Source organism: Nocardia sp. NPDC050710, from assembly GCF_040654375.1.
Classification (GTDB): Bacteria; Actinomycetota; Actinomycetes; order Mycobacteriales; family Mycobacteriaceae; genus Nocardia.
This window is the reverse complement of record NZ_JBFAHV010000003.1, coordinates 449,052-461,749: the sequence shown is the minus strand read 5'-3', so window position 1 is coordinate 461,749 and position 12,698 is coordinate 449,052. Positions and strand designations below refer to the sequence as shown.

The following is a 12,698-nucleotide window of genomic DNA, read 5'->3' as shown; positions in this document are numbered from 1 at the left end:
TGCCTCAAGCGATACCTCGCACGTGAAGTGTTCCGAGCCCTGCGCGCCGACTTCCGAAGCCCGGCACAGCCAGCTTGACATCTATAGGAGCGTCCTTCGCGATCTCCCGCAGCGCGTCCTTCTCCAACTCCGCATCGGCAAGTAACCGCTTCAACCGGGCGTTCTGCCCACGCAGCTCCTCGAGCTCCTTAGCGGCATCGATGTCCATGCCGCCGAACTGGCGGCGCCAGTTGTACATCGTCGCCGCCGACACCCCCAGCTCGGCGGCGATCTGTTCGCCGGTCATGCCTTCCGCGGCCAACTCATCAGCGCGACGTTGCTTGCGCACGACGTCCTCCGCGGAATGCCGCTTGCGACCAGTCAATGTTGCTCATCGTCCCTTCCAGCCCTCCACGGGCCAACAGGACTCTAATACCGGGCGGTCTCATTCAGCGGGGACGGGCCACTTGGGTATGTCGCTCTGCTGCTGGCGCAATACGGTCCGTCGCCCACGCGGCATGCTCGCCCGATGTCTGACCAGTCCTACCCGTCAGTCGCCAACGAACAGGAGATATCCGTTGGCGCGAAGCGCGATCGACGACGCTCGCCTCAGGAGGTCAACAGCCTGCCGGTCGGCATCGGTCCGTACCTCGATCGCCTCGATCTGATCCAGGATGCACATCCCCGATGTTCCGCACGGCTTGGTGCAGAATTCTGCCGTGTTCCACCATCTGTGTTAGTCAGTCCCCACTGCCTCGGAAAAGCTCATACGCCGCGAACCGGTTGTGAGCCGGGCGATCTGGGGGCCGCAGGTGGGCATGCGGGGTTACGCTGGATGAGTGCATGCCTTGCAGCGGCTGCTGCTCGGGTCGGGGCGGTTGCCAGAGGATCTGCGTGCGTCGCTGGTCGCGTCCGACGATGTTGTGTTCTTGGAGGAGGGTTTGACCGGTTCGGTCACTCGTCGCCTTGTCCGCTCATCCGGTCGTCTTGTCGAGTGGGAGCGGCAGGCGGTCTCAGGTGCGATCGCGGTCACTGTCGGCCGACGGGTGCTGGTGTGGGCGGGCCGGTTCAAACACATCGATGTGCCGATGACGCATCCGCGTTGGGCGACAATCGAGTTCAGCATCGACCGACCGAACCGAGTGTGCTTCGCCTACGACCCGGCGGTGACCGATCCGGGGCAGTTGGGACGGGTGGAAGTGCGATTGAAAACGTCGCAGGTGAAGCAACTCGCCCGACTGGTCACGCGACCGGTGTGAGGCCATTGATCGGTTGCCCGGCATGGTGACTCGGCGAGATCCGACCAGCTGCGGTGGGCTCAGCGTCCCACGGCGGTGAGCTGGTAATCCGCTTCGAGCAACATCCACCCGCTCAGTTGTACCGAGAGATCGCGGCTCAGGTTCGTCGACGAAGTGGCGGACGAGTGCGCGAGCGGGGGAAGGGTTCCCGGAATCTCCGGCGCCGTGACCGCGCGGGTCCAGTCCGGACCGAACAGGGTAACCCGTCCACCCTGGCGCGGTGTTCCCAGGCCGCCCGCGCGGAAGCGTGCACGCACCAACAGGAAACCAAGGTGCGGGCTCGACCAGCCCCGAACGCAAGGAACTGATCGAGCTGCGATGCAAGACACAGCCGACGGGTTCAGTCCACGGCTCCGGCGCCACCGACACCAGCGGGGACAGCGCCGCGGATCAGCGTTGCGCACTTCGTACATCCGAAAGCCGTCATCCGGTCGGCGCGGATGACGGGCTGTAATCAGCGGGCGGGGTGATTCGCCGGGGCGTGGTGAGCAGTGCGGCGGCGAGGACGACGGTGAGCGCGGCGAGACCAGCCATCCCATGTGGCGAAAGGCCGTAGCGCCAGAGCGCGAAGATGCCCGCCGCCGCTAGCACTGAGCCCGCAAGGACCGGCAGTGTTGCGGTGCGGGCGGCGTATCGGGCGCAGAACGCGTCCCACCGACCTGTGATCTGGACGAATCCGAACAGGACTACCGCGGCCGCGACCATCCACGCCGGACGTGCTGCCCACCAGGTGCGGGGATCGCTGGGCAGCAACACAGGGGCTGCCAACGCCGCTCCTGTCACGATGGCCATCGCCGGTATATGCCAGAGGTAGATGTTCATCAACTGCCTCGCCCCGGTGGTAATCACGTGGCGGGCGCGTCCGTGTGGCTCCCAGCTGGCCAGTCTCCGGGATACCAGTACGAGCGCCGCGAATTGCGTCACTGCGAGAATCGACATCGCCGTGGTCGGCGGCGCGAGATTGGAGACCGGGGCGTCGGCCAGGCCGAGCATCGTCGGAAAGTACGGTCCCGGAACCACCATGACGATCAGCACGCCGATACTCGCCGCCGCTATCAGCAGCACACCGCCGTCCCCGACGCGGCTCAATGTCCCACGGGCGTAGAGGATTCCGAGCTGATGGCAGAACAGCCAGACGAATATCAGATTCCATTCGGCGAACCGGCCCACCCCGCCGAAGCGCAGCACGTCCACCGTGAGTGAGCAGACCAGCAACACCATCGGTGCTAGCAATGCCGAAACATCGTGTGCGCGAACGGCAAACGGCCCGACAATGGCCGCGATCAGGTACACCGCGAGAAACCACAGCGGGCTGGCGACGATATCGGCGGTCGCCGCGGCGGCCCGTTCGGAAAAGACGTCGAGGCCGATATCGAGTGCGACGATGAAGGCGATCAGCGTGATCATCGGGGTGGTCAGCCGCCGCACCCGCAACCCGAGGTAGTCCCCGTAGGTACGGCCTCGGGCGCGGTATCGGTCGGCGATCAGGGTGTTGGCGAATCCGCCCGCAAGGAAGAACATCGGCATCACCTGCAGCGGCCAGGTCAGTGCCCAGATGGGTCGCCCGTGCAGCGCCTGGTCACCGCGAACGGTGCCATCGACCACGGTGACCCTGATCGATATCCAATGCACGACAACCACAACGGTGATCGAGCAGACGCGCACAATATCGATGGTCCAGTCGCGCTCGAGCACGTTGGACCGCATCGCCCGGTCGGGCTGGGTCACCATGACTTCGGATTACTCGCCCCGGCTGAACGGGTGGTGAATACCGCGCTGAATTCGGTGGTGGGCAATGCGCGCCTGGCCACCGACGGCATTGCCACCGAGGTCGGCCGGCTAGGACCTGTCCTGCAATTCATCGGAGCCAGAGGATGATCGCGGCGATGGTGAGTTCGGCTTGGTAGTAGGCGGCGCGTTTGGCGTAGCGGGTGGCCATGTCGCGGAACTGTTCGAGCCGGTTGAAGCATCGCTCGACCACGTTGCGCTGCTTGTAGGTTTCGACGTCGAATGCTGGTGGCCGCCCGCCGTGCGAGCCTCGTGCCGCTCGGCGGGCGAGCTGATCGTCACGTTCAGCCTGACCCCGCGGTGAGCAACACCCGCATCGGCAGCCCGCGACCATCGACAACGAGGTGGATCTTGGTACTCAGTCCACCTCGGGACCGGCCGAGCGCTTCCCCGACGACAGCGATCTCGGCGCCCGACCTGCCGGTGGATCCCCCTTTTCCGGGCACCGGCAGAATGCTGGTGAGCCCGGACCACTGTCGAATCCCACGCTCACGATCCACTCGACCTCACCGATCGAGTCGTCCTTTACGATCACTTCGTCCAGAATCCGCTGCCAGGTCCCGTCGACGGTCCAGATCCGCAGCCTCTCGTGCGCGGTTTTCCACGGCCCATACCGTTCGGGCAGGTCACGCCACGGTGCACCCGTCCGTAGTTTCCACAGGATCGCGTTGATCACCTGCCGGTGATCACGCCACCGCCTGGCCACGACCCGACACCGGCAGCATCGGCTCGATCCGAGCCCACGCCCGATCCGTCAACTCACCCCCAAACCACGCCAGCAAGCTAACACCCACCAGCACAACGAATTACAGGACACTCCCTAACAGCAACCCAACTCACGCTCCGGCGACGTCGGCGTCTGCAGCCTGCGCTCGGGATGACAACCCGAGCGCAGCCTCGAGCAGTGTCGCGAAACCGAAGTACAGATAACTCAGGTCAGCGATCGACACCATGCACGCATAGGAGTAGTACGCCGCGAGCGGGGGGTCCTCGGTCAGGTCGACCAGGGCCTGGCGGCATTTGCCGAAATGAATTGTGCCGCCGTAGTTGTAGGTTGCGATCAAATCGTCAGGGCGGATGCCGTGGAAGCTCACCGGATCGTCCTGGGATGCTCTCGAAGCTGACGCCATCAAGGCGCGCCGCCGCCTTTTCATGACCGCGACACCGCGCTACTACACCGGTCGCGTCCGAAAGGCCGCGCAGGACGCGGAAATGTACGTCGCGTCGATGGACGATCCGACCAGATTCGGCGAGGTGTTCCACCGATTGAGTTTCGGCGAGGCCATCAGCCGGAAACTTCTCACCGACTATCAGGTCGCCATTGTCGGCGTGGACAACGCGACGTACCGCGAGTGGGTGGAAAAGGGCACCCTGGTCATGCGCGAGGGCAAAGCCACCGACGCCCGGACCCTGGCAAGCCAGATAGGGCTGGCCAAGGCGATGCGGAAATACGACCTCTGCCGGGATGAGGTCGTCGCGCAGTTGGGCTACGAGCACCTGCGGCGCCACGATCTGCGGCACACCGGGCTCACCTGGTTCGCCGACGCGGGAGTGCCGTTGCACCGGCTCCAACGGATCGCCGGGCACAGCGACCCCAGGATCACCCAGCGGTACCTACACCCGGACCTCGCGGCCCTGCGCGACGATGGGGACCGGCTCACCCGGCACCTACGCGGGGACGCTGGCCCCGGATTGGCTCCAAATCTCCGGGTCATCTGACAAGCAAAAACCCCTTCCGATGCTGGTCGGAAGGGGTTTTTCGTGTGTCGGGCTGACAGGATTTGAACCTGCGACCACCTGACCCCCAGTCAGGTGCGCTACCAAACTGCGCCACAGCCCGTTGCGCCCGCTCTGCGGGTGCCTGACGAGGTTACCTCACGACCCCCCTTCGGAACCAAATCGGCAGGTTGGCGGTCGAGTGTCGGGTTGTCGGCGGGGTGGAGTGGTCGTCCAATCTTGATCCAAACGTCCACCGGGGTGGGCCTGAACGTGGACTTCGAAGGACTCGAAAAACTCGTCGAGCTGAGTCCGTCGATCGCGACGTTGAACTCCGGAACCACCTGCCACATCGGCCTCGATGGGCACTGGTCGGTGCGGTGTGATGCCCCAGAACGGCTCGGCTTTCGACAGCCGGCCATCTGGGGCCTGCATCCCGATGTAGGTGTCGTGCCATCCGGTCTCCATCATCGCGTCCACAGAACCGATGTTGGACTTTTCGCGATCCGGTCGGATCGGCCGGCGTCGCCGCCGAGCCAGATGCAGGCTTGGCGGTGATCCCACGGTGCCGGCTGTGTAGCAAACCGGGAGGGGACTTAGTCCGGCACGGGTATCCCTATGCGCGCCACTGGCTTCCGATCAAGAAGTCGAGAATTGATTCGACGGTGACTTCCGGCGCTTCGAGTTGCGGCCAATGCCCGATGTTGTGAAGCTCGACGACCGCCGGGTTCGGCACTACCTCGCGATATCGCGCAACCATATGAGCACCGGAATTCAGGTCGGCTGTGCCATTGATGAAGACCATCGGGACTGTACCGTCGACGAGCGGCTGAACGAGTCGATCACGCATCTGCCGACGCTGCTGAACGAATCTGCCGACGAGGTGCGCGACGTAGCGGCCGCCGTTGTGCCGAAACATATCCAGGAGGGGTTCCAGGTCGGCTTTCGTGGGTTTTGTATCCGGGCCGAATAGTTCGGTGACCGCATCCCGGATCGCCGACCGCGGCAGCAGTGGACCTATGACGTGTCCTGCCGGAGACGAGAGGATCTTCTGGATCGGCCGCGAGCGGTAGACCTCGGCGAAGAGTCCACCGTTGAGGAAAATCGCGGCATGTAGCGAAGGCAATGTCGGGTCTTCGGCTCGTCGGGCCAGCATTTCCTGGACGACCGAAACCCGAGGTCGTGACCGACGGTAGCGAAGCGTTCGATTCCGAGACTTCGAAGCAACTCGTCGTGCATATCAGCATGGGTTATCAGGTTGTAGCTGGACCGGATGGGTTTGTCGGAGAAGCCCATGCCGAGCATGTCCGGTGCGATGACATCGAAGTTCGCGGTCAATGTGTCCCAGATGCAGTGCCACTCGAACGATCCGAATGGATAGCCGTGAACGAGCAGTACTGTCGGGCCATCGCCCTGTCGACGATAGAAAATGCGATCGCCGCCGAATTCGAAGAATCGACCGGCGTCGCGCCAAGCCTCGACTGCCCCGTTCATGCCGACTTCTCCACGGCCAGTTGGAGATTCCGCAAGGTCATCCGCATGCCCGGCGGATCTTGACCTCGAAGTTGCCGACGCTCCCGAACAGGCGGTCCTCGAGCTTCAGCGCTCGCGCACTGACGCCGTCGGGTGTTTCGCGGCGTTGACTCACCTCGGTGCGACCGTCGGCCAGCTCCGTCAACTCGTATCGCCAGACGCACCTGTTCTCGCGAATCTTGAACGCGAGTACGCGGTTCGGCTCGCAGTGCACGACCTGGGAACTGGTGGGCCACACCAACAGTCCCATCCGGTTGAGGTTCTTGGTTCGTGTTCCGACCCGCACCTCCCCGGGTGTGGTCACCGCGACGCGGAGCACGTTGGGGCTCCAGCGGCTCATCCGCCGTAGGTCGGCGAGTATCCGCCACACCTTGTCCGGCGACGCGTCGATCGTGACCGATTCCTCGATCAGTGGTGCGTAGTGCATAAGGACTCCTTCCGGTTTCATCGGCAGCCTAACGCCACTAGACCGGTTGGTACAGAGGGTATTGTGGTATCTATGGGCAAAGATGTGGTTCCCAACGTCAACGCGAGCACTGATCGGTCTAGTTTGGAAGGGGTGCCCACCCGCCAGCGGCTCGTGGCGGTAGCAGCTGATCTGTTGCAGTTGCGGGGATACGCCGGAACCGGCATCGCGGAGATTCTGGAACGCAGCGGCACCACCAAAGGGTCGCTGTACTTCCACTTTCCAGGCGGCAAGGAAGAACTCGCAGCAGAGGCGCTGCGAGTACGGGGCACCGAGATAGGTCGGCTGATCGAGCATCTGGCATCATCAGCGCCCGACGCCGCGACCACTGTCTGCGCGTTCGCCGTCGCGCTCGCAACACGGCTCGAGGACTCGGAGTTTCAGCGCGGTTGCGCGCTCGCCACGGCGGTGCTCGACGCAGGACCCGATGCCGCGACAGTGCGGGAAGCGGCCCGCGGCGGTTACGACCGCTGGCGGGCGCTACTCGCTGATCGCATCGCTGCCGACGGCTTGGTCGACGACCCCGCATCGGAAGCGCTGCTCGTCATCTCCGCACTCGAAGGCGCGCTGATCCTTGCTCGGGCACAACGCGATCCAGGGCCGGTGCTGGACGTGGCGAAGAGAATTACGAGCCAATGGCGTGAGCGAACCGGGGAGGGCCGGCCCTGATCCGAGGCGCAGAGCTGGCTTGTCAACGCTGGCCGAGTATCGGCCTTCCGCCCTAAGCGTGACTCACCCCGCTGGGCGGGTTCGTCAGTCAGCCCATGTGAGTTCGGTTAGGTCTCGGATGTCATCTTCACGGAAACCGGTGATCTCGGCTGCGAGGTCGACAGCCACCTCGTAGAGACACTCAGTTCCTCCCGAATCGGCGTACTCGGCGTGCGCATCGGCGAGAATGTCGGCGAAGACCTCGGGTAGTTCGCCTTCGAATTCGATGTGGTCAGGGACCGCGCCGCTGTCACATGAGTGAGTCACGATCCATACCTGCCGACCGCTTTTCCATTGTGCTGCGGCGCTGTCGGGACCGTATGACGACTTGTAGCAGGCGACGACCTCGGCTTCGCGTGAGAGCTGCTCCAGCGTCTGCGTGTCGCTGACATACCCGTCAGGGTCCACGTCGTAGTCCACGACGACATACCAGCCGTCCGGCAGCGCCTCTCCTGCCAGCCGTGAGCTGCCAGCCGACAGGGCGATGCCCGTGTCGGTCAGGCCCAGGTCATCGAGGACAGCCTCCGGCGCGCGGCCGCGCACTGCGACCCAGGAGAACATAGACGACATGCGCGGGAATCTAGCCGGTCTCTCCGACGTGCGCATCGTCAAGTTTCGTGTCACACATTCGACCACCAAGAGCGGAATCCGGCCAAGCTTGATCGGCTGTGCCTGCAGCATTCCGGCCGAGCGAGCCTGGGCTGGCCGCGTGACCCACTCCGCCGCGGTCGCGAACGCCATGCGATGCCCGGCCTGGCAGGCACGGAGGGACGGCCCGTGTGTTCGTCGCCAGTATGGCTAGCGCTTCTGGAGAGGATTCCGAGATCCAGCAGGCACGATGGGCGATGTCCGTCAATGGCGGCTGAGCGGCTGGGTCATTCGTGCCGATCATGTCCTGTCTCAGTGGATCTGGCCAACAGCTATCGTGACGACCTGGATTCGGCCGGATTCACTGAGCTTCCCTGCTTGGCCGGGAGTGCATCACGCACTCCGCGAAAGCGGGGGAATGCCACACGGCTGTCGCTTGCTCGATGGCCGACTAGGGCGTCAGCCGAAGTTGGCCATCGAAATACCGCCACGTTGAACAGCTTCCGAGCCTGAGCCGAAGCGGCCGCAGTTCGCTTTCATGGCGGAGTGCGGCCGTGGAGCCGATGGGCGCGGTCAGGCGCAGGCGCGGTTGAGTCCGTCGGTGAAGGGCGTGAGGTCGGCGACCCCGTCATCGATCAGGGCGCCGGCGTAGGCCGCGATGGCATCCCGTTCGGCGCCCTGCGCCGTCTCGGCCAGGCCGCTCAGCCTGCCGGACAGCGCGGTCGCGGTCGCCTCATCCATGGTGCCGCCGGTGGTGTCGATGGCGATGTTGATCAGCTCAATGGCTTTGGCACAGCTGAGGGACTGGGCGTGCGCGGGCGTGGCGGGCAGCGCGATGAGTGCGCCCGCAACGATGGCGAGCGCGGCGGCGACGGACGAAGACTTGATCATGATTTCCTCTCTGAGGTATGCCCGGCGAGAACCGTAGCAGAGATGGACGACACCGCGGTCGTATGCCTCGTCGGACTTCAGGGCGAGGCCGACCGGCACTAGACACGCGGGCTACTGCCGAAACCACCGAGCCATCAGCGGAATCGAAGGCTCCTACTTCACGGAGTGCGGCTGGAAAGCCATCAGGAGTGGGGATGGGGATCGACGATGCGATCGAGGGCCTCCAGATCCCGTTGCAGAGCGTAGAAGGTGGCCAAGGCGACGGCGAAGGCGAAAAACCCACAGACACACAGGGCTACGATCGAGCCGATCACCGTATGCTGCTGGTGCGGGGTCAGGAACATCAGCCCGACCGGCACGCCGATCAGCGGAACCGAGGCCGCCACACCGAGATACAGGCGGCTGCGACGGATCAGCCGGTGTAGCTGGGCCGAGTCGTCGGGGTAGGTGTGCCCGGCGGCGACCAAACCCGGGTAGTACCAGCGCAAGACGAAGAATGTGGCTGGAAAGTACGTATATACGACCGCCGCCGCGGCCGCGATGAGGCTCGAGGCGATGAGGTTCGCCAGCAATCCGGCTGGTACCGGCCCGAGCGACAGCAGCTTCACCAGGAAGATGCCCATGGCCAGGATCCATCCGATGAATGCCACGGCCGCGATCCGGTCGCCGCAGGCGAGGGTGTCGGCGCGCGCCCGAGCGAGGGTTGCCTCGTCGAAGCGTTTACCCCGGCGCAGGCCGTCGGGTACCAGGAAGACATTGCGGCACCAGTACAGCAGCCCGGCGATCGCGACCGGGAAGGCGATCGCGATCACCACATACCCCAGGTGGGTCAACCGCCCGGCAGCCTCGGATCCCAGTTGGAGTTGGATCAGCCGGACGTTGTGCGCCGACAGGTACAGTCCGGCCACGACCTGGCCGAACACGCCCGCCGGAATCACCACCGGTATCGGCCGCATGCGCAGCCGTGCCCGCAGGGTGTGCGGGGGCGGGACAATCAGGTCGCGTGCTGTCCGATCCTGGCTCAATTCCAGCCGCAGGGCCAGTTCGGCGCCGCTGGAATAGCGGTCGGCGGGATCGGGTGCAAGGCAGGTGAGCAGTGCGTCGGACAATACCGCCGGGCATTCGGGGGGCAGCTCGGCCTGCAGGTGCGAGTCCACGGGCCTGCGGCGTCGATCGATCATCGCCTGCAGCGATTGCTCCGAATCACCGGCCCCAGGTCCGTCGTCGAACGGTCGCTGTCCGGTGAGTAGTTCCCACAGGACCACCGCCAACGCGTAGAGGTCGCTGCGGGTATCCAGATCCGCGGCAGTGGTCGCCAGGCCGGGGTGGCAGGCTTCGAGCTGTTCGGGGGACATGTATGACAGCGAGCCACCGAAGTAGGCCACCGGATTCGCGCCGGGCAGATGCCGGCTGAAGCTGATGTTGAAGTCGGCCAGTTTGGGCTGACCGTCGGCGGTGAGCAGTACATTGGCGGGTTTGACGTCGCGGTGCAGCACACCGTGGCGGTTGGCGTAGTCCAGGGCGGTCGCGAGGCGGCTGCCGAGCCAGGCGACGGTCTCCGGCCAGGTGAGCCGTTCGAGTTCCGCACGCGCGGCCGAGGGCTGCGGCTCGACAACGCCGCCGCTCCTGGTGGCGGCATCGATAGCCGCCAGCAGCAGCTTGCCGCTGCGTTCGGCCGGTGGGGTACCGTGCAGCATTCGCAGCACGCCCAGCAGGGTGCCGCCGGGAACGTACTGCATGTACATGAGTTTCAGATGCTGTTCGGTGATCTGGCGCTGATCGAAGACACGGACGATGTGGTCGTGGTCGAGCTGGGCCAGGGTCTGTGGTTCGGAGCCGCGGTCGTGAGAGACCTTCACCGCGACCAGCCGGCCCATCGATCGCTGCCGAGCCAGGAATACGCGCGCGAAGGCACCGCGGCCCAGCGGCAGCAGCAGGTCGAAGTCGTCGAAGGTCGTGCCCGGAGCAATGGTGTCGATGGCATCTAGGGCGGTGGGGTCGGCCAGCAGCGTCGTGCGCGGGCCGCTGAGGTCGAAACCCTCGGTGATGCGCGCCATCTGCGTCGGGTAGTCGTTCTGGTATTCGGTCAGGTCGACGTCGTTGCGGCTGCTACGGGCGCTGATTTCCTCGTAGATGAGATCCGGCGGCAGCGGAGCAGTGCCCAGTTCCGGGAACTGTTCGCGATAATCGGCAAGGCGGAGCGCGTTGTCGCTTCGCTGCCAGCGTTCGTGCATATCCACTTTGATCAGCTCGATCAGCACGGTTCGCCGCAGCGCGGGCTCGACCGGCAGATGAACCGACAGATTGGGTGGTTCGCGCGACGAGTGCCAGCGTTCGGCGAACTGGGCAACCAGGGTCGTCAACGCGTTCTGCGTTGCCGTAGCGCGGACGCCACCGAGGTTGGAGGTGCTCGCGCTGAGATTCTCACCCATCGTCGCTCGCCTCGAAGTTGATCCCGGCTCTCACACCAGGGGTCGCGGATCGTTCAGACCGGGTAGTCGGCACTTCATCAACAGCTTTACGCCGTTGCCATCCGCTTGTCCATCCCCGTCAGCGGCTGGACATCAGGGACCGGCCGGACCAACTGCACCAGAACCGCGCCCAGGAGCAGGATCGCCGCCCCGGCCAGTTGCGTCAGCCCGAGCGCCTGGCCGAGCAGCAGCCAGGCCAGCGCGGCGGCGACCAGCGGTTCCACCATGGCCAGCACGCTGGCGAGGGCCGAGGGCAGGTCGCGCAGCGCCCACAGCCCGGCCAGGTAGGGCAGCACGGTGCCGACCACGGCGAGCACCAGCAGCACCAGCCACACCGGGATCCGCAGGCCACCGAGTAGCGCGGGAGCGGTGAGTAGACCCGAGGGCAGTGTCCACGGCGAGCTGACCGCGACGACCACCACCGCGCCGATCGCCAGCCCCGCCGCGGCCAGCCCGAGGGGAGCGTGCCTGCTCGCGCCGTGCTCGCCGAGCAGGAAATACCCGGCCGAGCAGATTGCCGCGCCCAGTCCGGCGGGGACGCCGAACAGGTCCAGCCGGGCGCCCTGCCAGATCTCCGCGACCAAAGCCAATCCAGCCACCGCCAGCCCGATACCCAGCCACACCAGCCCGGGCAGCCTGGTGCGCCGCACCACCCGCACCCACAGGGCGACCAACGCGGGCGCCAGATTGACCAGCACCATCGCCACCCCGACCGGAATCCGCGCCACGGCCACGAAGAACAACAGTTGCACCCCGGCGACGCCGAGCAGGCCGTAGCCGAGGAGCAGCCAGAGATCGGCGCGGCAGAACCGCAGTGCCTGCGGCCGCAGCACCGCGACCGCCGGCACCAGAAGTACCGCGGCCAACGCGATCCGCGCCGAGGTCACCGCGGCCGCGGACCAGCCTGCCGCCATCACCGCCTTGGCCAGTGGGCCGGAACTCGCGAACAACACCCATGAGGTCAGGCCCAGCCCGGGCCTGGCTCGGCGCCCACGCAGTCTTCTCCAGCACGACCACGCATGCAGTGCGCATGAGGGATCGCGGTCCTGACCAAAGGTTTTCCGACGGCTGGGCCCAAGGCGTCAGAGCGAAGCGGGCCTCCGGGTCGAAGTCCGGATTTCAATCCCCATCCGACCGGTTACCCGAGACTCTGACGGGTTCATCGACGCCGAAGATCTGGTTCGGGACTGCGCGAGAATCCCTGCGCGCCAGGCTCTTTTGTTGTTCGACCTCTGCTATGGCGGGCTCGGTGGCGACATC

14 protein-coding genes, 1 tRNA gene and 2 pseudogenes are annotated in these 12,698 nt (G+C 65.3%); 5 read left to right on the top strand and 12 right to left on the bottom strand.

The window, feature by feature from the left end; translation table 11 throughout:
- Positions 1-4: 4 nt before the first annotated feature.
- Complete coding sequence (locus AB0H61_RS09985) at positions 5-328, bottom strand: transposase (RefSeq protein WP_357301297.1); 324 nt, start codon at positions 326-328, stop codon at positions 5-7.
- Between the two features lie 490 nt (positions 329-818).
- On the opposite strand from AB0H61_RS09985, the gene AB0H61_RS09980 reads away from it, so the two are divergent.
- Positions 819-1,238, top strand: a complete 420-nt coding sequence (locus AB0H61_RS09980; protein ID WP_357301294.1) for a hypothetical protein — start codon at positions 819-821, stop codon at positions 1,236-1,238.
- Between the two features lie 59 nt (positions 1,239-1,297).
- Here AB0H61_RS09980 and AB0H61_RS09975 read toward each other — a convergent pair whose 3' ends face one another.
- The 4 genes and pseudogenes from AB0H61_RS09975 to AB0H61_RS09960 form a co-directional block, all read right to left on the bottom strand.
- Positions 1,298-1,534, bottom strand: a complete 237-nt coding sequence (locus AB0H61_RS09975) for a hypothetical protein (protein ID WP_357301291.1) — start codon at positions 1,532-1,534, stop codon at positions 1,298-1,300.
- Positions 1,535-1,700: 166 nt separating this feature from the next.
- Positions 1,701-3,008, bottom strand: a complete 1,308-nt coding sequence (locus tag AB0H61_RS09970) for an acyltransferase (RefSeq protein WP_357301289.1) — start codon at positions 3,006-3,008, stop codon at positions 1,701-1,703.
- A gap of 127 nt (positions 3,009-3,135) precedes the next feature.
- Positions 3,136-3,790, bottom strand: a pseudogene (locus AB0H61_RS09965) (IS5 family transposase).
- Positions 3,791-3,901: 111 nt separating this feature from the next.
- Positions 3,902-4,159, bottom strand: coding sequence for a hypothetical protein (locus AB0H61_RS09960; protein ID WP_357301286.1), 258 nt, complete (start codon positions 4,157-4,159; stop codon positions 3,902-3,904).
- On the opposite strand from AB0H61_RS09960, the gene AB0H61_RS09955 reads away from it, so the two are divergent.
- On the top strand, positions 4,143-4,784 hold the full coding sequence (locus tag AB0H61_RS09955) for a tyrosine-type recombinase/integrase (RefSeq protein ID WP_357301284.1): 642 nt from the start codon (positions 4,143-4,145) through the stop codon (positions 4,782-4,784). The genes AB0H61_RS09960 and AB0H61_RS09955 overlap by 17 nt on opposite strands.
- A gap of 47 nt (positions 4,785-4,831) precedes the next feature.
- Here the strand turns inward: AB0H61_RS09955 and AB0H61_RS09950 are convergent.
- A tRNA-Pro gene (locus AB0H61_RS09950) sits at positions 4,832-4,905 on the bottom strand.
- 110 nt (positions 4,906-5,015) lie between these two features.
- Here AB0H61_RS09950 and AB0H61_RS09945 point away from each other — a divergent pair.
- Both AB0H61_RS09945 and AB0H61_RS09940 read left to right on the top strand, forming a co-directional pair.
- Positions 5,016-5,114 (top strand): annotated as a pseudogene (locus AB0H61_RS09945) (3-keto-5-aminohexanoate cleavage protein); the annotation flags it as partial.
- 373 nt (positions 5,115-5,487) lie between these two features.
- Entirely contained in the window at positions 5,488-5,754 is a 267-nt protein-coding gene (locus AB0H61_RS09940; RefSeq protein ID WP_357301281.1) for a hypothetical protein, read from the top strand.
- Positions 5,755-5,798: 44 nt separating this feature from the next.
- Here AB0H61_RS09940 and AB0H61_RS09935 read toward each other — a convergent pair whose 3' ends face one another.
- On the bottom strand, positions 5,799-6,275 hold the full coding sequence (locus AB0H61_RS09935) for an alpha/beta fold hydrolase (RefSeq protein WP_357301278.1): 477 nt from the start codon (positions 6,273-6,275) through the stop codon (positions 5,799-5,801).
- Positions 6,276-6,312: 37 nt separating this feature from the next.
- Positions 6,313-6,741 (bottom strand): SRPBCC family protein, encoded by a 429-nt coding sequence (locus tag AB0H61_RS09930; protein ID WP_357301276.1) that lies wholly within the window; start codon positions 6,739-6,741, stop codon positions 6,313-6,315.
- Positions 6,742-6,873: 132 nt separating this feature from the next.
- Here AB0H61_RS09930 and AB0H61_RS09925 point away from each other — a divergent pair, with 132 nt between their 5' ends.
- Positions 6,874-7,449, top strand: a complete 576-nt coding sequence (locus tag AB0H61_RS09925; protein ID WP_357301273.1) for a TetR/AcrR family transcriptional regulator — start codon at positions 6,874-6,876, stop codon at positions 7,447-7,449.
- Positions 7,450-7,533: 84 nt separating this feature from the next.
- On the opposite strand, the gene AB0H61_RS09920 is transcribed toward AB0H61_RS09925, so the two are convergent.
- From AB0H61_RS09920 to AB0H61_RS09905, 4 genes are all read right to left on the bottom strand, one after another.
- Complete coding sequence (locus tag AB0H61_RS09920) at positions 7,534-8,058, bottom strand: hypothetical protein (RefSeq protein ID WP_357301271.1); 525 nt, start codon at positions 8,056-8,058, stop codon at positions 7,534-7,536.
- Between the two features lie 591 nt (positions 8,059-8,649).
- Positions 8,650-8,967: a hypothetical protein gene (locus AB0H61_RS09915; RefSeq protein ID WP_357301268.1), complete on the bottom strand. Its 318-nt coding sequence runs from the start codon at positions 8,965-8,967 to the stop codon at positions 8,650-8,652.
- 182 nt (positions 8,968-9,149) lie between these two features.
- Positions 9,150-11,399, bottom strand: a complete 2,250-nt coding sequence (locus AB0H61_RS09910; protein ID WP_357301265.1) for a serine/threonine-protein kinase — start codon at positions 11,397-11,399, stop codon at positions 9,150-9,152.
- An 86-nt stretch (positions 11,400-11,485) separates the two neighbouring features.
- A complete protein-coding gene (locus AB0H61_RS09905; RefSeq protein WP_357301343.1) occupies positions 11,486-12,403 on the bottom strand; it encodes an EamA family transporter in 918 nt (305 codons plus the stop codon).
- Positions 12,404-12,698 lie beyond the last annotated feature (295 nt).